Below are 19,520 nucleotides of genomic sequence, written 5' to 3'. Positions count from 1 at the left end.
AGGGCAACGGACTTGGTATTAGCCGTAAAGTCAGCAACGCGCAAAGGATGTTATCAGGGAGGGGACCGAAACCTGCAAAACCGGAGGGAAGGGTGCAGGCGGGCGTTCCTCCGCTTGCACGCATGGTTGAGGAGATTCAAGAGCAGGCAAAGAAAAAGCCGTGTTCCGATGGGGAGGAACACGGCAGGTGAAGGAGAGTAAACGTGGCTTGGTCAGTCAAATAAGTTGCAGCGCACGGGCTCGCGTCCGGACACGCGCTGGAAGTAGGGATCCGGTTCATTGAGGTGAAGACCGGCGATCTCCAGAACCAGTTTCATCCGGATGGCATCGGCGAACCCTTCCTTGGAGCGCACCGGGATAGCAAAGGAGCCCGGACCGCCGATCACGCAGTCTTCATAGTAGTGATCGAGATTGAGCATTGCCTGCCAGGTGTTCTTGTTCGACTTCATCATCAGCGGCAAGCCATTGATGGTGACCCCGGAGGCGACCATGCGGTCGCGCATTTCGGTGACAGAGCCGCCCTGGTTATTGGGGCCGTCGCCGGAAATATCGATCACGCGGCGCAGGCCGACATACTGGTTGGTGTTGACCAGTTCGACCGACTTTTCCAGGGCCGAGGCGATCGAGGTCCGCTGGACCTGCCGGAGTGGGGCTTCTTCAATCATGGACGCGAATTGCGCAGCAGACGTTGCGTCCTGCACCACGGTCCAGTCGGCCACAATGAAATGTTCATCGACACCGCCCCATTCCATATAGGTCACGGCAACCCGCCCGATCGGACCGACCTGGATGGCGTCGAGGAATTCCCGGGAGGTCAGGGCTGCGACATAGCCCGCACGCTGGATTTCCTGCTCTTCCGTGTCCATCGATTGAGAGATGTCGACAGCCAGGACGAGTTCCACGTCCACTTCATTGGCTGGATTGTACGAATACTGCATCGAGGCAGTCCGCGCCAGACGGCCATCGCGGGCCTCGGCGGGGGCGGCGTTCCAAGTCGCCGTTATTATAAAGGACAGTATCGTCGCTACTGTCAGTGCACAGTTGGTCTTGATGTCGAGACGCATTTTTTTCTCCTTTTGTCGGCCTTTCAGCCGCGTTGCCACGTCTCCCCAGTTTTATTTTATTGTTCTATCAGTCTTCTTTATAGTCCTCGTTATTCCTGCTTAGGCTGGCAAAGATGCCTTGTCTTAGCTTGGAGTTTTACTTTGCAAGCCATGTGCCAAATCTACAGGATTTTAATTTATCTGGCAAAATCAAATGCGCACGGAGTGCGTAAATCCACAGATAGGAAATAAGTGCCGGATAGTTCGGCAATTTTTGCCGGATCTCCGGAGGATTGCAGTCCGGCTAGGCAAATTTTGCCGCTATGAAAAGTTGTCAGGGGACAGGGTTGATGCCCAGGAATGCAGCAATTTGCCCAAAATTCAGCTGTTTTTCGGGTTGACGGCAAAAGACTGGCTGGTCATGATCTGAAGAAATTCTCACAAGGTGAAGAATTTTTCGGCTCTCCGGCAATGAAGAGGTCCGAAAACGAATCACTCTCCGCCGGGAGAGGACGCAGAACAGGGGTGGAAGAGACGCATCTTCTGCCGGTTTGAGGGGAAGGTGTCGGGGCCGGATGCAGGCGGGTGAAGACGATTGGACATCCTATATGGCCATCCGGGCGGCCTGGCTTTCCTTTGTGGGAGGGCGGACGCAAGGAGAGATCGCGTCCCAGCTCGGTGTTTCGCCTGCCAAGGTACACCGCCTGATCGCCCACGCCCAAAAATCCGGATATGTGAAATTCCAGGTTGATGGGCGGCCGATGGAATGCCTTCAGCTCGAAGAAGATCTGTCCCGCCATTTCAAACTGTCCAATTGCATCGTCGCGCCGGATCTTGGCAGTGGCGATGAGGACAGCAACTTGCGGTCCGTTGCCGCCGCTGCCTCCCAGTTCCTGACCGGGCTTTTGACCGGGGCAAGCGTGAAGCGGCTTGGGGTCGGCATGGGCATGACCCTGACAGCGGCTGTCGAGGCGCTGCCGAAGGCGGCCCGTCCGGATCTTGAAATCATGTCGATCTGCGGGTCGCTGACGCGAACCCTGGCGGCAAATCCTTACGATATCGTCCAGAAGATGCAGGAGCGGACCGGCGGGATCGGCTATTTCCTGCCCGTGCCCTATTTCACCGAGACGCCGGACGAAAAAGCTTTGTTCCTGTCGCAGCGCAGCGTTCAGGACCTGATGGAGCGGGCGCGCCAGTCCGATGCGGTTCTTATCGGCATCGGGTCGGTCGAGAACGAGGGGCATCTGGTCCAGCGCGGCATGATTTCCAAGCAGGAACAGGAAGAGTTGATGTCATGCGGCGCGGTCTGTGATTTGATGGGCCGATTTTTGACGATTGAAGGAAAGCTGGCACCCAATTCCCTCGGCGATTGTGCCGTCGGACTGCACTTTGATGAAGTGCGCGGGCGCCGTGTCATTGCGCTGGTGGGTGGAGAGAGCAAGGTGGATGCCACGCTCGCTGCATTGCGCACCGGTGTCATCACCGACCTGGTGGCCGACGAGACCCTGGCAAGGGCTCTCAGGTCCCGGGCCGGACTGCAACTGGCACAGTCGGCGTGAGGCGGCTGGGTCACGAGGGGAAACGGGCCGGTCGAACGGGACTGGCCCCTGCAATGTCGGAGGACATAAAAGTGAAAAAGTTTCTAACCATCGGCACGGCACTCGCCGGACTGGCCTTGTCTATCGCAAGCGCATCGGCTGATACCAAGCCAGCCGTGCTTTATGATCTGGGTGGCCGGTTCGACAAGTCGTTCAACGAAGGGGCCTATAACGGCGCTGAAAAGTTCAAGCAGGACTACGGCATCGAATACCGGGACTTCGAAATCCAGAATGACAGCCAGCGCGAACAGGCGCTGCGCAACTTCGCCAAGCGCGGCATGAATCCGATCGTGGCCATCGGCTTCTCCCAGGCCAATGCGGTTGAGAAAGTCGCCAAGGAATTCCCGGACACCCAATTCGCCATTGTCGACATGGTCGTCGATCTGCCGAATGTGCGCTCCATTCTGTTCAAGGAACATGAGGGCTCTTACATTGTCGGCATGCTGGGCGCCATGGCCTCTGAAACCGGCAAGCTGGGCTTTGTTGGCGGCATGGACATTCCGCTGATCCGCAAATTCGCCTGCGGCTACAAGCAGGGTGTTCTGGCAGCCAATCCGGATGCGGAAGTCTTTGAAAACATGACCGGCACCACCGGTGCTGCCTGGAATGACCCGGTCAAGGGCGGCGAGCTTGCCAAATCCCAGTTCGACCGGGGTGCGGATGTTGTCTATCACGCAGCCGGCGGCACCGGCATTGGTGTGCTTCAGGCCGCAGCCGACGCGGGCAAGCTGGGCATCGGCGTGGACAGCAACCAGAACGGCCTGCATCCGGGCTCCGTCCTGACCTCCATGCTCAAGCGTGTCGATATTGCTGTCTATCAGGCGTTTGAAGACGCGGAAAACGACACCTGGTCGTCCGGCTTTGAAGTTCTCGGCCTGAAGGAAGGCGGTGTGGACTGGGCTCTGGATGAAAACAATGCCGAGCTGGTCACCGACGAAATGAAAGCGGCTGTCGAAGAGGCAACCCAGAAGATCATCTCCGGCGAGATCAAGGTTCACGACTACATGTCCGATGATTCCTGCACGTTTTAAGGCAGATTAGAGACAATCCCGGCCTTCGCGCCTTGCTGCGCGGAGGCCGCTTTCCAAATCATGACTGCCGCCGGATTTTTTCAAGCTGCTGGGGGACCGTATGATCGATTTGAAAACATGTATTCTTGCTGTGGTGCTGGCTGGCAGTGTTGGGGGCGTGTTGCCTGCGCTGGCCGATCCGGCCATTGTGTATTCGGTCGGCGGGAAATTCGACGGTTCGTTCAATGAAAGCGCCTATACCGGTGTCGAGCGCTTCCGCAAAGAAACCGGTGACAGCGTGCGGGAATTTGAGCTGGAGCGGGATTCCCAGAGCCTTCAGGCCCTGCGCAACTTTGCCAGCCGCGGCAATGAGCCGGTCGTGGCGATCGGCTTCAACCAGGCCAATGCGCTCAATCAGGTGGCGCCAGACTTTCCGGACACGAAATTTGCCCTTGTGGACATGGTCGTCGAGCAGCCCAATGTGCGCTCCTATGTCTTCAAGGAGCAGGAAGGCGCCTATATTGGCGGCCTTCTGGCGGCCATGGCGTCGAAAAGCGGCACGATCGGCTTTGTCGGCGGCATGGATATCCCGATCATCCGCCGCTTTCTGTGCGGCTACAAACAAGGGGCATTGTCGGTCAATCCGAAGATCAAGGTCCTGTTCAACATGGCAGGCGACACGCCGGCGGCCTTTGTTGATCCCGTGCGGGGTGGCGAGCTTGCGCTCGGCCAGATCAAGCGCGGCGCTGATGTCATCATTCAGGCCGCTGGCGGCACCGGTCTTGGCGTCCTTCAGGCGGCCACCGATGAGGGCGTGCTTGGCATCGGCACGGACAGCAACCAGAACGGCCTGCATCCGGGCCATGTTCTGACCTCCATCCGCAAGCGGGTCGACAATGCGGTCTATGACAGTTTCCAGTCGGCTCGAAACGGCAGCTTCACATCGGGTGTCAAGGTGCTCGGTCTGGCCGATGGCGGCATGGACTGGGTGCTGGACGGTAACAATGCGCGGCTGATTTCCAAAGAGATGGAGACAGCAGCGGATGCGGCGGTGGCCGCAATCTCTGAAGGACACATCAAGGTTCATGATGTTGTAAGCGACGGGCCGTGCCCGTTCTAGGACCGGGCAAAGAAACCGGACAAGAGCCGAGAAAAACAGCGCGATCAAAAAAAGCGCCGACAGGGACAACAACAATGGCAAAGAGCAGACGTCACGCCTGGGGGAAGGCATGAGCGAAACGCCGGCGATCGAACTGCGCAAGATCAACAAGCGCTTTGGCCCGGTTCACGCCAACAAGGATATCGACCTTGTGGTGAAAAAGGGCTCCATTCACGGGATCATCGGGGAAAACGGCGCGGGCAAATCGACGCTCATGTCCATCCTCTACGGCTTTTATCAGGCCGATGATGGCGACATTTGCGTCGATGGCCGCACGGTCACGATCCCCGATTCCAAGGCCGCGATCACCATGGGAATCGGCATGGTGCACCAGCACTTCATGCTGGTCGACAATTTCTCCGTTCTGGAAAATGTGGTGCTCGGCGCTGAGGACAGCGCCATGCTCGCCGGAGGCCTGGCCCGGGCCCGCACCGAACTGAAGCGCCTTGAAGACGAATATGAGCTGCGCGTCGATCCGGACGCGCTGGTTCAGGATCTGCCGGTGGGCCTGCAACAGCGGGTCGAGATCCTCAAGGCGCTCTACCGCAGCGCCGAGATTCTGATCCTGGACGAGCCGACCGGTGTTCTGACCCCGGCCGAAGCCGACCACCTGTTCAAGATCCTGAAAGTCCTGAAAGACGAAGGCAAGACGGTTCTCCTGATCACCCACAAGCTGCGCGAGATCATGGCCGTGACCGACACGGTCTCGGTGATGCGCCGGGGCGAGATGGTGGCAACGGTCGAGACGGCTGACACCTCCATGGAGCAACTTGCGGAGCTTATGGTCGGCCGCTCGGTGCTGCTCCAGGTTGACAAGGTTCCTGCCGAGCCGAAACAGCCGGTTCTGGACATCCAGAACCTGACCGTGACCGACGCTCGCGGTGTGCAGGTGGTCAAGGATGTGTCCTTTTGCGTGCGGGCCGGGGAGATTGTCGGCATTGCCGGTGTCTCGGGCAATGGTCAGTCGGAACTGCTGGAGACGGTGTCGGGTATCCGGCGGGCCTCGTCGGGCACGATGACCCTGGGCGGGGAAGTCATCGATCTGGGCACCAGCACGCTGGATGCCGCCGACATGCGTGCCAGAAGCCTTGGCCACGTTCCGGAAGACCGTCACCGTATGGGCCTGATCAACAGCTTCACCGAATACGAGAATTCCATTCTCGGCTATCACCGGGACCCGGTCTATGCGAAAGGGCCGTTCATGGACCTGCAGGCCATCAAGAAAAATGCGGTGGCCGAAATCGAAAAATACGACATCCGGCCCCCCAATCCGATGCTGAAGACCGCGAACTTCTCCGGTGGAAACCAGCAGAAGATCGTTCTGGCCCGGGAAATCGAGCGCGATCCGGAGGTGCTTCTGGTGGGCCAGCCGACCCGCGGGGTCGATATCGGCGCCATTGAATTCATCCATAAACGGCTGGTCGAACTGCGCGACGCTGGCAAGGGCATCCTGCTGGTCTCCGTGGAACTTGACGAGATCCGCGCCCTGGCCGACCGGGTGCTGGTCATGTTTGACGGCCGCATTGTTGGCGAGCGCGGCGCCAACGCGGAAGAAGGCGACCTCGGCCTTCTCATGGCCGGTGTCGACAAGGGTCAACAGCCACAAGAGGAAAATGTGCAATGACACAGGGCCAGTTGCCTCGCTGGGTCGACCTCGGTCTGATCCCTTTTTTGAACCTGGCCGCGGCCTTTCTCGTGTCCGGGCTCGTCGTGATCCTGATCGGCGAGAACCCGCTGGATGCGGTTGAGATCCTTGTCTGGGGATCGCTCGGCTATGGTGAAGGTATCGGCTTCACGCTGTTTTACGCCACCAACTTCATCTTCACCGGCCTGGCCGTGGCCGTTGCCTTCCATGCAGGTCTCTTCAATATCGGCGGGGAAGGGCAGGCCTATGTGGGCGGCCTTGGGGTCGCGATTGCCTGTCTGGCGCTGGACCGGTATGTACCCTGGTATGTGACGCTGCCCTTTGCCATTCTCGGCTCTGCTGCAGCGGGCGCTGCCTGGGCCCTCATCCCGGCCTGGCTGCAGGCAACGCGCGGCAGCCATGTGGTCATCACCACCATCATGTTCAACTTCATTGCCTCTTCGCTGATGGTCTATCTCCTCAACGGGGTGCTGAAGGAACATGGCTCCATGCAGCCGGAAACACGCACCTTTGAAGCCGGCGGGCGGCTGCCGTTCCTCAATGACCTGTTCCCGTCTTTCGGCTTCGGTTATGCGCCGGTCAACCTGTCGCTGTTCATCGCGCTGGCGGCCTGCGTTCTGGTCTGGCTTTTGATCTGGCGGACCCGGCTCGGCTTTGAAATCCGGTCTTTCGGAGCCAATGCCACGGCCGCGGTCTATGCGGGCATCCCGCCGGTGCGCACGATCGTGATCACCATGCTGATTTCCGGCGGGCTCGCCGGCATGATGGCGATCAACGAAATCATGGGGTCCCAGAACCGGCTGCTGATCGACTTCGTCACCGGTTACGGCTTTGTCGGCATCGCGGTGGCGCTGATGGGCCGGGCGCATCCGGTCGGTATTGTTCTGGCCGCCATCTTGTTCGGCATGCTCTACCAGGGCGGCGCGGAACTTTCCTTTGAAATGCCGAACATCACCCGCGACATGATTATCGTCATCCAGGGGCTGGTGATCCTGTTTGCCGGGGCGCTGGAATACATGTTCCGCCCGGCGATCATCCGGCTGTTCACCCCAGCCCAGCCCCTGCAGGCGAAGGAGGCGTAATCATGTTTGAAGATTTCATTCTGATCCTCGATTCCACCGTCCGCCTGTCAACGCCCCTCCTGCTGGCCTGTCTGGCCGGGCTCTATTCAGAACGCGCCGGTGTGGTCGATATCGGCCTGGAGGGCAAGATGCTGGGCGCGGCTTTTGGCGCCGGGGCAGTGGCCTATCTCACCGCTAATGCCTGGCTGGGCCTGCTGGCAGGCATCGCCGTTGCTGTGGCGCTGGGTCTGCTGCATGGCTTTGCCTCGATTTCCAACCGGGGCAACCAGATTGTTTCCGGGGTGGCGATCAATTTTCTGGCCGCCGGGCTGACGGCGCTTCTGGGCCAGTCCTGGTTCCGGCAGGGCGGCCGGACCCCGGCGCTGCCGCAGGGCGGCCGTTTCACGGAAATCACCTTGCCCTTTGCCGATCAGGTGCGCGACGTGCCTGTTCTCGGCCCGGTCTACTATGAGCTTCTGTCCGGTCATAATATCTTGGTCTATGTGGCGTTTCTGGCGGTGCCCTTCACCTGGTGGGTTCTGTTCCGCACCCGTTTTGGCCTGCGCCTGCGCGCGGTCGGGGAAAATCCGGCTGCCGTCGACACGGCAGGTATTTCGGTCCTTTGGCTGCGCTATCGGGCCGTGATTGCCTGTGGTGCCCTGTGCGGCTTTGCGGGGGCTTATCTGTCCATTGCCCAGGGGGCGGGCTTCGGGGTCAACATGACTGCGGGCAAGGGCTTCATTGCGCTGGCCGCGCTGATCTTCGCCAAGTGGCGTCCGGCCAGTGCCATGCTCACCTGTCTTCTGTTCGGCTTTCTGGATGCGCTGGCCATCCGCATGCAGGGGCAGGAAGTTCCGGGCATTGGAGAAATCCCGGTCCAGCTTTTCCAGGCTCTGCCCTATATTCTGACCGTGATCCTGCTGGCCGGGTTCATCGGCAAGGCGATCCCGCCAAAGGCGGCGGGTATTCCCTATCTGAAGGAGCGGTCATGAGCGATCTGGATGCCTTGTTCGAGGCCGCCAAGGCGGTCCGGGAGAAGGCCTATGCGCCCTATTCGAATTTTCTGGTCGGGGCCGCGTTCCGCACGCCGGACGGTACGGTCTTTACCGGCTGCAACGTGGAAAATGCGTCCTATCCGGTCAGTGTCTGTGCCGAAGGGGGCGCTGTCAGTGCTATGATCGCGGCAGGCCACCGTCAAATCGAAGAAGCGGTGGTGATTGGCGACGCGGCCCTGTGCACGCCCTGCGGCATGTGCCGCCAGAGGTTCGCCGAATTCGGAACGAAAAACCTTGTGGTTCACGTTGCGGATCTGAACGGCATCAAGCGCAGTTTCACGCTGGAAGAACTGCTGCCGGCCGCATTTGAACTGGAAGACACACAAGACGACAAGAAGGACTGACCCGCCATGACTGGGTACGGCCGTGAATGTGCGGACATTGTCCGCGCTGCCCGCAAGGGCTCTTACAAGATTGGCATGATTTTGGGGTCGGGGCTCGGCGCGCTGGCAGAAGAGGTGGAAGATGCCGTGCGTATTCCCTATGCGCGTCTGGCGGATTTCCCGGTCTCGACCGTGACCTCCCATTCCAGCGAACTGGTGGCGGGGTCGCTGGCCGGGGTGCCGGTGGTGATCCTGTCCGGGCGGGCGCATTATTATGAAAGCGGCAACCCGGCCATTATGCGCACGCCGGTGGAAACGCTGAAAGAGCTTGGCTGCGAGGTGCTGCTGGCCACCAATGCTGCGGGCTCCCTGCGCGAGGAGGTTGCTCCCGGATCGCCCATGCTGATTTCCGATCACATCAACTGGTCGGGCAAGAATCCACTGATCGGTGAAGAGAGCGAAAAGCGCTTTCTGGACGTGAGCGCGGCCTATGATCCGGACTTGCGGTCCGCCATGAAAAAGGTGGCCACAGAAACGGGCGATGCCATCGCCGAAGGCGTCTATATGTGGTTTTCCGGCCCTTCTTTCGAAACACCGGCAGAGATCCGCATGGCCAAGATCCTGGGCGCCGATGCGGTCGGCATGTCGACGGTTCCCGAAGTGATTCTGGCCCGGTTCCTGGGGTTGCGCGTGGCCGCCATATCGATCATCACCAATTACGGGGCCGGTATGCAGACCCACGCACTGTCCCATGACGAAACCAAGGCTGTTGCCCTGAAGGGCATGGAACGCATGAAACAGCTTGTGCGCGCGTTTGTGAAGGAAATTGGCGATGAGTGACAGGATTGAAAACGCCAAGCGGGCTCTTGGCCTGGTGGATCTGACCAATCTGAATGACGATTGCTCCGGCGGGGATGTGACCAAACTGACCAGCCGGACCGTGACCGATCACGGCTCTGTCGCCGCTGTGTGTGTGTGGCCGCGTTTCGTGGCCCAGGCGGTCCGGGAACTGACCGGAACCGGTGTCAAGGTCGCGACCGTCGTCAACTTCCCGCAAGGAGGCGAGGATACCACGGCCGTTGTGGCCGAAACTGAACAGGCGATTGCCGACGGCGCGGACGAGGTCGACCTTGTCATGGCGTATCGGGCCTTTGCCGAAGGGCGCAAGGGTTATGCCGAAGAGCAGATCGTGCGGGTGAAGGCAGCCATTCCCGATCCGGTCCTCCTGAAAGTCATTCTGGAAACGGGCGAGATCAAGGATCCGCTTCTGATCCACGCCGCTTCGAACATGGCGGTTGCAGCCGGGGCGGATTTCATCAAAACCTCAACTGGCAAGGTGGCCGTCAACGCGACGCTTGAGGCCGCCGAGATCATGCTCACGGTGCTGGAAGAAGCCCGCCGGGACCACACCGGACGGGTCATCGGTTTCAAACCCGCCGGCGGAATCCGCACAAGCGAAGATGCGGAAGCCTATCTGGCCCTGGCGGACAGGATCATGGGGCACAACTGGGTCTCCACATCCACATTCCGTTTTGGGGCGAGCGGCCTTCTGGACGCGCTGATTGCCACCATCGAAGGCAAGGATATGAGGGCTGCAGAAGGATATTAGGGCGCAGCGCACTCCAAAGGAGTGAACCCGTACTGAACGGGACATGCTCCGGCTCGCTGGCCGCTCAGGCCTCATGGCAATGCCGGCAAGATGCTGCTCGATTTCAAGATGCGAGAGCCTTTCAGGTGCCTGTTACAGGGCACCCGACAGGCGGGACCTGCAAGACAAGGACAACAACATGCTGCCGCAGGAAGTCATCCGCAAAAAGCGTGACGGGAACGCCCTGAACGCAGACGAAATTGCGTTTTTCGTCAAAGGGCTCGCCGATGGCTCGGTGACCGAAGGGCAGGTTTCTGCCCTGGCGATGGCCGTCTTTTTTCAAGGCTTGAGTGTTGAGGAAAGGGTCGCGTTGACGCTGGCCATGCGCGACAGCGGCGATGTTATGGACTGGACCGGCCTTGACGCACCGGTTCTGGACAAGCATTCCACCGGTGGTGTCGGGGACAATGTGTCGCTTATGCTGGCCCCCGCGCTTGCAGCCTGCGGCGCTGCCGTTCCGATGATCTCCGGGCGCGGTCTTGGCCATACTGGTGGCACGCTGGACAAGTTCGATAGCATTCCGGGCTACCAGACCCAGCCGGACAATCTGCTGTTCAAGAAAGTGGTCAAGGACATCGGCTGCGCGGTTATCGGTCAGACCGGCAATCTGGCACCGGCTGACAAGCGCTTCTATGCCATCCGTGACGTGACGGCGACGGTGGAGAGCATTGATCTGATCACCGCCTCGATCCTGTCCAAGAAGCTGGCCGCCGGGCTGCAAGGCCTGGTGCTGGATGTGAAATGGGGCACCGGTGCGTTTATGGCCGGGCTCGACGAGGCCCGCGGGCTTGCCCAGAGCCTGGTTCTGGTTGCAAATGGGGCGGGCCTGAAGACAACCGCCCTCCTGACCGACATGAACGAGCCGCTGGCGTCGGCTGCTGGAAACGCGGTTGAAATGCAAAATGCGGTCGATTTTCTGAAAGGCACGGCGGTGGACAATCGCCTGTGGGACGTAACGGTTGCCCAGGGCGGGGAGCTGCTGGCCTCCGGCGGGATTGCGTCCACGGCGGATGCCGGGGCTGAAATGATGCGCCAGGCCTTTGACAGCGGCAAGGCGGCAGAAAAATTTGCCCAGATGGTGCACGCGCTTGGCGGGCCTGCCGACTTCATGGAAAAAAGCGAGCTCTATCTCGCCAAGGCCCCGGTCCAGGCCCCGGTCTATGCTGACCGGGACGGCACGGTGACCGGCGTGGATGCGCGGGCTGTCGGAGTGGCGGTTGTGGCGCTTGGCGGCGGGCGCCGGGCTGCGGCCGATGTGATCGACCCGTCCGTCGGTCTGACGGATCTGGCCGGGATCGGCAACACGGTGGATGCGGATGCGCCGCTGGCCATCGTTCATGCCCGCTCTGAAGACGAGGCTGCGGCTGCGGCCATTGCCGTGCGCAACGCTTATCAGATCGGGGCAGCGTCCGCTGTTCCCGACCGCCCGAGTGTGGTTGAACGGATCGCACCGTAAGCGCGTCCGGTTTATAGGGGGCCGGACCGGACGGGTCCGGCGCGTTCTCCGGTTTCACCAACCGGCAAAAAACAAAGTGAGGAAACCCCATGCCCCGTGCAATCCTGTGCGTCCTGGACAGTTTCGGCATTGGCGGAGCTGAAGATGCAGCCGCCTTTGGCGATTCCGGGTCCGATACATTGGGCCACATTGCCGAAGAATGCGCCCGTGGCAACGGCGACAGGGACGGCCTGCGCCAGGGGCTCTTGAAAGTGCCGAACATGGACCGTCTGGGCCTGGGCGCAGCCGGGCGCCTGTCGACGGGAAAGACCCTGCCCGGTCTCGATCATGCGGCGGAGCCGGACGGCCTGTGGGGCTATGCTGCAGAAGTGTCCAACGGCAAGGACACGCCCTCCGGACACTGGGAGATTGCCGGCGTGCCGGTGCGGTTCGACTGGGGCTATTTCCCCCAGACCATTCCCGCCTTTCCCGATGAGCTGATCGGGAAGATCAAAGAGGCGGCGGGGCTGACCGGCATATTGGGCAACAAGCATGCGTCGGGTACGCAGGTCATCGCCGAACTTGGTGAAGAGCACCTGCGCACGGGCAAGCCGATTTTCTATACATCCGCTGATTCTGTGATTCAGATTGCGGCACATGAAGCGCAGTATGGGCTCGATAACCTTTACAAGCTTTGTGAAATCACCCGGGAATTTGCCGATCCCTACACAATTGGCCGGGTGATCGCGCGCCCCTTTGAGGGAGAGACAGCCGCAACTTTCCAGCGCACGGCTAACCGGCGCGACTATTCGGTGCTGCCGCCCGAACCGACCTTGCTTGACCGGCTGACGGACGCGGGCCGCACAGTGATCGGTGTCGGCAAGATCTCCGACATTTTCGCCCACCAGGGGGTGGCCAAAGTGCTCAAAGGGGCGGGCAATGATCAGCTCTTTGACAGGACGCTGGAGGCCATGGAGATGGCCGGGGACGGGGATCTGGTCTTTTCGAACTTCATCGATTTTGATTCGCTCTACGGCCACCGGCGCGACGTGCCGGGTTATGCTGCTGCCCTGGAAGCCTTCGACCGGCGGCTGCCGGAACTGACTGCCCGGCTGCGCGAGGGGGATCTTTTGATCCTGACTGCGGACCATGGCTGCGATCCCACCTGGCAGGGCACGGACCATACGCGCGAGCATGTTCCGGTCATTGCCACCGGTCCCGGAGTTCCCGGCAGGGGCATTGGCGGCCGGAAAACCTATGCGGATATCGGCGAGAGTGTTGCGCAGCATCTTCGGATCGCGCAAGGTCCCCACGGGACAAGTTTCTTGTAGGGTCTGCGGGCACGAGCGGGCAGGTCACACGTCCCGCCGCCGCAAAGGGGACCGAGAGGGCCGGTGCGGTCCCCGGATGAAACAGCTTGGCAGGGTCCGCCACAGATGAATGACACCATAAACGTCCCGAAAGCTGAATTGCATTGCCATATTGAAGGGGCGGCTCCGGCCAGTCTGGTGCTGCGCCTGGCAGAGCATCACGGGGTGGACGTGTCCGAGGTGATTGACGGGGCCGGTAAGTATATCTGGTCCGATTTCACCAGCTTCCTGAAGGCTTATGATGTCTCCAGCTCTGTCTTCAAGACACCGGCTGACTATTCCCTGCTGTCGGAAACCTATTTCCGCATGCTGGCCGCTGAAGGGGCGGTCTATGGGGAGATCACCATCTCGCCCGACCATGCCCAGGCCACGGGACTGTCCTATCGGTCCTATGTGGAAGGGCTTGCCGCCGGGATCGAGCGGGCCAAGACGGATACAGCCATCGAAGGGCGCATGATCGCCATTGGGGTCCGCCATTTCGGCGCTGCGTCCGTGGAGCGGGTGGCCAAGGAGGTGGTCGGCAACCCGCATCCGCTTGTGACCGGATTTGGACTGGCGGGGGACGAGCGCTCAGGGCACCCGGCGAATTTTTCCAAGGCTTTCCGGATGGCTGCCGAGGCGGGCCTTGGCACCACCGCCCATGCGGGCGAATTTGGCGGTCCGGACAGCGTGATCGCGGCCCTGGAATTTCTGAGGGTCAAACGTATCGGGCATGGCGTGCGGGCCATCGAAGACAAGGATCTGGTGAAACGACTCGTGGATGAGGAGGTGGTGCTTGAAGTCTGCCCCGGGTCGAATATCGCCCTCAGCGTCTATACACATTTGCGCTTCCATCCGGTGAACCTCCTGCGCAATGCGGGAGTAAGGATCACCCTCAACTCGGATGATCCGCCTTTTTTCGGCACCACGCTGGGCAAGGAATATACGTCGGTCGCCGGGACCTTCGGCTGGTCTTTTGACGACCAGATGGCCGTGACCCGGACCGCAATCGAAGCCGCCTTTTGCGATTCGGCAACAAAACAGAGACTTCTGGTCAGGCTGGACAGTGCCAAACAGTCCGGCGGCCGGAGCTGAGGGAGACGGGGCCTTTGGAGATTGCCCAAAACGATCTGAACACCACAAACACGCTCAAGCTGTTTAAGCCGGCTGAGGTGCTGAGCCGGGCGCAGACCCTGTTGCAACAGGCGGAGGCGGGGGATCTTGCCCATGCCCGGGTGGATCTCTCCCGGCTGGGCGGTGTTCTTTTGAACGTGCTGGAGATTACCAAGGAGACCTATCCGGATTTTCAAATTCCCCCTTATGGTGCGTGGCGGGCCTTCGAACCGGACGGCCTTGACCGCTGGGGCGCATTGGCCGGGGCCAGGGCGTTTGAAAGCGCTGATGAGATGCTGGTCTCCGCTGCCGATCTGGCTTGTCTTGCCTGCGTCATGAAAACCATGTCTCCGGAGGGCTGGGTCTATGAGGACCCGATGACCGGCACGAAAGTGCGCGGGCCGCAGGCGTCAGGTCTTGCAGCATTTCATATGTTTGCTGCTGGATCGTTTTCAAGCGACATGAGCGACCCTTACCGGGTGGATGCGGACACTTTGATCCGGCTGGAACCGGAAGAACTGGCATTTGCGCTGCAATGGGACCCGGAGAGCGCCAGGGATCTGGTGGAGGCCATGCGCAGGCACCTGAAACGGTTTGGGGAGGCTCTGGCCCTGCGGCCGGATCTCTTTTCTGAAGGCGAGGCAACCCGGCCGGGGCTTTTGGCGTGGAAACAGGCTGCGGCAAGCGGGGCAGGCGTGGTCAGTGCCGCCGGAATTCTGGACCTCTTCCTGGGGGCTTTGGCGCCGGTCTGGGAGGGCGGGGCGCAGTTGGGCGATATCGTTCTCGGTGACAGTTTTCACCATTCTGTGGCCAAGGTTGAGACAGCACCTGCAGAAGGGGCCGACGAAGGGCCTGACGACACGCGGCACGGTCTGGACAGCCGTCAGGTGTTCCCGTTCCACCTGGCTGCGCAGGATATGGTCTATTCCCTGATCGAGCCCTTCGCCTGGGCAGGCTTCGAGGTGTCGGATCTGGAGCAGCTCACCGGTCCTGCCGATGACGCCCATGCGGCCCTGTTTGTGGACGCCGGTGTGCTGCAGTTGCGCACTGGCCATGGGAGCCTTGACGCGGAGGGCGCGCGCGACCGGATGATTGAACTGCGCGCGCTCACCCTTGCCCTGACCGGCATGCTGGCCGATCTGCTGCGCCAGGAACTCGACGTGCCGCCGGATCAATTGCCGCTGACCTGTATTCTGGAAGGGGGGACAAGCCGGTTGGGCCACCGGATTTTGCAGCAATCGGGCCCGGAGGTGCAAAAACTCGGGCGTTATCTCAACCCGGGGGCTGTTTTTTGGTTGCCGTTCGGGGCATAGGTCCTGAACATAAAAATGAAAACCGGTCCCGGTTCCTGCGGGACCTGAATGCAAGAGAGGCAGATATGTCCGGAGCCAACGTCATCAGTCACCCGCTGGTCCAGCACAAGCTGACCATTATGCGCGACAAGGGAACGTCCACCCAGGGGTTCCGCCGCCTGCTGCGCGAAATCTCCACCCTGTTGTGCTACGAGGTGACCCGGGACCTGCCTTTGATCCGCCAGACCATCGAAACACCGCTTGCCGAAATGCAGGCGCCGATGCTGGCTGGCAAGAAACTGGTCTTTGCCTCTGTGCTGCGGGCCGGGAACGGCCTTCTGGAAGGCATGCTGGAGCTGGTGCCCTCCGCCCGCGTTGCCCATGTGGGTCTTTACCGCGATCCGGAAACCCTGCAGCCGGTGGAATATTACTTCAAGGCGCCAGAAGACCTGAATGAACGGCTGGTTATCGTGGTTGACCCGATGCTGGCCACGGCCAATTCAGCTATTGCCGCTGTTCAGAAACTGAAAGAACGGGGCGCCAACAATATCCGCTTCCTGTGCCTGCTCGCAGCGCCGGAAGGGGTGGCCAATTTCAACGCAGTCCATCCGGACATTCCGATCTATACGGCGGCCATTGACGAGAAGCTCAACGAGAAGGGCTACATCGTGCCCGGCCTCGGCGACGCGGGTGACCGCATGTATGGCACCAAATAACCCTATGATGGCGGATGCATGATTACGGTTTTCGGTTCCATTAATCTGGATCTCGTGGTTGCCGTGGAGCGCTTGCCCACGGCGGGCGAAACGGTCAGCGGCCCGGATCATCAGACCTTTGCCGGCGGCAAGGGCGCCAATCAGGCGCTCGCGGCCTGCCGGGCCGGGGCTGAGGTCAAAATGATCGGCGCGGTTGGCGGCGACGCTTTTGCAGCTCTTGCTCTGGCCAATCTGAAGGTGGCGGGCGTTGATCTGTCCGGTGTGCGCAGCCTTCCCGGGGCAACGGGTCTCGCCCTGATCGGGATCGAGGCTTCCGGGGAAAACCAGATCATTGTGGCCAGCGGGGCAAATGCCCGGGTGGAGGCCGCGTGGCTGGAGGGGGCGCTTTCCGCCTCAGACCTCCTGGTGCTTCAAGGCGAAGTGCCGCTAAAGGAAGCGGTGTCGGCCATGTCCGCTGCCCGCCGGTCCGGGGCCCGGGTCGTTTGGAACCCGGCTCCTGTTCCGATGGGGGATCTGACCGCCGCACTCAAACAGGTCAGCATCCTTGTGGTGAATGAAAGCGAAGCGGCCGAAATTGCCACCCGGCTTGGACATTCAGAAGAGCCGGCCGCCTTTGTGGACGCCCTTGCCGGAGAGTTCGAGGCTGTTGTCGTTACCCTTGGTGCCAAGGGTGTTTGGGCCGGACGAGGGGCGGACCGTCTTTCCCTGTCTGCCCCCAAGGTCGATCCCGTGGACACGACCGGCGCCGGGGACGCTTTTTGCGGGGCCCTGGCCGCCGCGCTCGATGCTGGTAAAGCTTTTGATCGGGCGCTCAAGGAAGGGGTTGCCGCAGGCTCCCTGGCCTGCACTGTGACCGGCGCCCAGTCGAGCGCACCGCAAAGGGCCGATATTGACCGGCTGGCAGGTCAAATCGTCTGAATTGATTTTACGGGCCGCTAAGGAAACTGTGCTATCCGGCAGGGACCGTTGTGACACCCTGGGGGCGCTATGTGGCGCTATGTGTTTGTTCTTGTGTTGCTTGCCGGTGCGGCGCCACTTGTGCCGGGCCTGATTGAAACACGCCTGGCTGCCCTTCAGGACGAAGGCCCGGACGCCGCTGAAGCCACCCGGGAGACCGGGCCAAGAACCCACCGGATTTCCGTTGACCGCAGCGGGCACTATGTTGCCGATGCCTATCTGAACGGCCGTGCCATCGATATGCTGGTCGACACGGGGGCGACCCTGACCGTGCTGCCTGTATCGGTTGCCGAGGATATCGGCATTCACTTGCGCCCGTCAGATTTCGATATGCCCATCGGAACGGCCAATGGCAGGATCTACGGCGCGGGCGCGGTGATCGACCGGCTGCGCATCGGCGCGATCCGCCTGCGAAATGTGGAGGCGGTTGTCCTTTCAGACGAACGCCTGAGCTCACCGCTTCTGGGCATGTCGGTGCTGGGCCAGCTCAAGCGGTTTGACTTTTCAAGTGGCACGCTAGTACTTGTTCAATAGCTTTGACGTCCGTCCTGTCTGGCGTCGCTGAGCGTTTTCCTTTTCGCCACGCAAGAGGCACAGATGTTTCCCAGACCGCGTCCGGCCCTGGCGCCCAATACGTTTGAATATGAAGCCCTGCCCATGGTGAAGCCGACGGGCTTCCGGGAATATGACGCACGCTGGCTGTTCGAAAAAGAAATCAATCTCATGGGCATGCAGGCTCTGGGGCTGGGAATCGGAACGCTGATGCATGAGCGGGGCGTTGCGCCGGAGATTGTGGTGGGGCACGACTTCCGGGGCTATTCCGCCTCGATCAAGATGGCGGTCATAAACGGCCTGATGGCTTCGGGCATCAACGTGCATGACATCGGTCTTGCCCTGTCGCCCATGGCGTATTTCGCCCAGTTTGCCCTAGATGTCCCGGCTGTTGCCATGATCACCGCGTCCCACAATGACAACGGCTGGACGGGTGTGAAAATGGGCATCGACCGGCCACTGACCTTTGGGCCGGGGGAAATGGCCCGGCTGAAGGAGATTGTTCTGGAGGCTGCGTTTGTCGTTAAAGGGGCGGGCAGCTACCGCTTTGTTGACGGGTTCCCTGAGGTTTATTTCAAGGACTTGACCAGCCGGCCGAAATTGAACCGGCCCTTGAAAGTGGTCGCCGCTTGCGGCAACGGCACGGCCGGGGCCTTCGCGCCGAAGGTGCTGGAAGCGCTTGGCGCCGATGTTGTCCCGCTGGATGCGGAGCTGGACCACACGTTTCCGCGCTACAATCCCAACCCGGAAGACCTGAAAATGCTGCATGCTCTGCGGGACAAGGTTCTGGAAACCGGGGCGGATCTCGGGCTGGGTTTTGACGGGGATGGTGACCGCTGTGGTGTTGTCGACAATGAGGGCGAGGAAATTTTCGCCGACAAGGTCGGTGTCATGCTGGCCAGGGACATTTCAGCGCTTCACCCGGGCTGCCGGTTTGTGGTCGATGTGAAGTCGACCGGCCTGTTCAACACCGATCCCGTGCTGCAGAAAAACGGCGCCCGGACGGACTATTTCAAGACCGGGCATTCCTATATCAAGCGCCGGGTGCGCGATCTGGAGGCGATTGTCGGCTTTGAAAAGTCCGGCCATTATTTCTTCAACGGGCCGATTGGCCGGGGCTATGATGACGGGCTGGTGTCCGCAATTGCCATTCTCGATATGCTCGACCGGGCGCCGGACGAGACCATGGCGGATCTGCGGCGCGCCTTGCCCAGGACCTGGGGCTCGCCGACCATGTCTCCCACATGCGCCGACGAGATCAAATATGACGTTGTGGACCGGGTCGTTTCCCGGTTCGAGGCCATGAAGGCGCAGGGAGACCAGCTTGCCGGACAGGCCATCACGGAGCTGATCACGGTCAACGGGGTTCGTATAGTCAGCGAAGACGGCACCTGGGGCCTTGTACGGGCCTCCTCCAACAAGCCGGAACTGGTGGTCGTGGTGGAAAGCCCGGTTTCTGAAGACCGGCTTCATGCCATGTTCAAGGCTGTCGACGGGATCTTGCGGGAGAACCCGGAAGTCGGCGCGTACAATCAGACGATTTGAGGGAAGGTTTCAGCCAGGC

18 protein-coding genes are annotated in these 19,520 nt (G+C 60.8%); 17 read left to right on the top strand and 1 reads right to left on the bottom strand.

The features are described 5' to 3' along the window. Positions 1 to 212: 212 nt before the first annotated feature. On the bottom strand, positions 213 to 1,064 hold the full coding sequence (locus ACXAH0_RS19465; RefSeq protein ID WP_475177001.1) for a DUF1194 domain-containing protein: 852 nt from the start codon (positions 1,062 to 1,064) through the stop codon (positions 213 to 215). A 554-nt stretch (positions 1,065 to 1,618) separates the two neighbouring features. On the opposite strand from ACXAH0_RS19465, the gene ACXAH0_RS19460 reads away from it, so the two are divergent. From ACXAH0_RS19460 to ACXAH0_RS19380, 17 genes are all read left to right on the top strand, one after another. Continuing rightward, the gene (locus tag ACXAH0_RS19460) at positions 1,619 to 2,602 is read left to right on the top strand and encodes a sugar-binding transcriptional regulator (protein ID WP_475177006.1); all 984 of its coding nucleotides are present in this window, start codon (positions 1,619 to 1,621) and stop codon (positions 2,600 to 2,602) included. A 71-nt stretch (positions 2,603 to 2,673) separates the two neighbouring features. Beyond that, complete coding sequence (locus tag ACXAH0_RS19455; RefSeq protein WP_475194287.1) at positions 2,674 to 3,672, top strand: BMP family lipoprotein; 999 nt, start codon at positions 2,674 to 2,676, stop codon at positions 3,670 to 3,672. Between the two features lie 109 nt (positions 3,673 to 3,781). Next, positions 3,782 to 4,771, top strand: coding sequence for a BMP family lipoprotein (locus ACXAH0_RS19450; RefSeq protein WP_475177114.1), 990 nt, complete (start codon positions 3,782 to 3,784; stop codon positions 4,769 to 4,771). A 109-nt stretch (positions 4,772 to 4,880) separates the two neighbouring features. Beyond that, positions 4,881 to 6,434: an ABC transporter ATP-binding protein gene (locus tag ACXAH0_RS19445; protein WP_475194282.1), complete on the top strand. Its 1,554-nt coding sequence runs from the start codon at positions 4,881 to 4,883 to the stop codon at positions 6,432 to 6,434. After that, complete coding sequence (locus ACXAH0_RS19440; protein WP_475177016.1) at positions 6,431 to 7,537, top strand: ABC transporter permease; 1,107 nt, start codon at positions 6,431 to 6,433, stop codon at positions 7,535 to 7,537. Before ACXAH0_RS19445 ends, ACXAH0_RS19440 begins: the two co-directional genes overlap by 4 nt. Before the next feature lie 2 nt (positions 7,538 to 7,539). Beyond that, positions 7,540 to 8,508, top strand: a complete 969-nt coding sequence (locus ACXAH0_RS19435; protein WP_475194278.1) for an ABC transporter permease — start codon at positions 7,540 to 7,542, stop codon at positions 8,506 to 8,508. Continuing rightward, complete coding sequence (locus ACXAH0_RS19430; protein ID WP_475177025.1) at positions 8,505 to 8,915, top strand: cytidine deaminase; 411 nt, start codon at positions 8,505 to 8,507, stop codon at positions 8,913 to 8,915. The genes ACXAH0_RS19435 and ACXAH0_RS19430 overlap by 4 nt, the downstream gene beginning before the upstream one ends. A gap of 6 nt (positions 8,916 to 8,921) precedes the next feature. Further along, positions 8,922 to 9,734 (top strand): purine-nucleoside phosphorylase, encoded by an 813-nt coding sequence (locus ACXAH0_RS19425; protein WP_475194276.1) that lies wholly within the window; start codon positions 8,922 to 8,924, stop codon positions 9,732 to 9,734. After that, positions 9,727 to 10,503, top strand: a complete 777-nt coding sequence (gene deoC, locus ACXAH0_RS19420) for a deoxyribose-phosphate aldolase (protein WP_475194274.1) — start codon at positions 9,727 to 9,729, stop codon at positions 10,501 to 10,503. The genes ACXAH0_RS19425 and deoC overlap by 8 nt, the downstream gene beginning before the upstream one ends. Positions 10,504 to 10,681: 178 nt before the next feature. After that, entirely contained in the window at positions 10,682 to 11,998 is a 1,317-nt protein-coding gene (deoA, locus tag ACXAH0_RS19415; protein ID WP_475194271.1) for a thymidine phosphorylase, read from the top strand. Positions 11,999 to 12,087: 89 nt separating this feature from the next. Next, positions 12,088 to 13,308: a phosphopentomutase gene (locus ACXAH0_RS19410; protein ID WP_475177048.1), complete on the top strand. Its 1,221-nt coding sequence runs from the start codon at positions 12,088 to 12,090 to the stop codon at positions 13,306 to 13,308. Between the two features lie 105 nt (positions 13,309 to 13,413). Then, positions 13,414 to 14,421, top strand: a complete 1,008-nt coding sequence (locus ACXAH0_RS19405) for an adenosine deaminase (RefSeq protein WP_475177053.1) — start codon at positions 13,414 to 13,416, stop codon at positions 14,419 to 14,421. 14 nt (positions 14,422 to 14,435) lie between these two features. Continuing rightward, the gene (locus tag ACXAH0_RS19400; RefSeq protein ID WP_475194268.1) at positions 14,436 to 15,752 is read left to right on the top strand and encodes a DUF1688 family protein; all 1,317 of its coding nucleotides are present in this window, start codon (positions 14,436 to 14,438) and stop codon (positions 15,750 to 15,752) included. Between the two features lie 65 nt (positions 15,753 to 15,817). Further along, a complete protein-coding gene (gene upp, locus ACXAH0_RS19395; RefSeq protein WP_475177065.1) occupies positions 15,818 to 16,447 on the top strand; it encodes a uracil phosphoribosyltransferase in 630 nt (209 codons plus the stop codon). An 18-nt stretch (positions 16,448 to 16,465) separates the two neighbouring features. Continuing rightward, on the top strand, positions 16,466 to 17,365 hold the full coding sequence (locus ACXAH0_RS19390; RefSeq protein ID WP_475194266.1) for a ribokinase: 900 nt from the start codon (positions 16,466 to 16,468) through the stop codon (positions 17,363 to 17,365). A gap of 69 nt (positions 17,366 to 17,434) precedes the next feature. After that, a complete protein-coding gene (locus ACXAH0_RS19385) occupies positions 17,435 to 17,938 on the top strand; it encodes a retropepsin-like aspartic protease family protein (protein ID WP_475194264.1) in 504 nt (167 codons plus the stop codon). A gap of 63 nt (positions 17,939 to 18,001) precedes the next feature. Further along, positions 18,002 to 19,501, top strand: coding sequence for a phosphomannomutase/phosphoglucomutase (locus ACXAH0_RS19380; protein ID WP_475194262.1), 1,500 nt, complete (start codon positions 18,002 to 18,004; stop codon positions 19,499 to 19,501). Positions 19,502 to 19,520: the final 19 nt, after the last annotated feature.

The organism is Roseibium sp. AWQ4_290 (assembly GCF_056160985.1).
The sequence above is the reverse complement of the archived record's forward strand: the minus strand, read 5'-3'. Positions and strand labels throughout refer to the sequence as shown.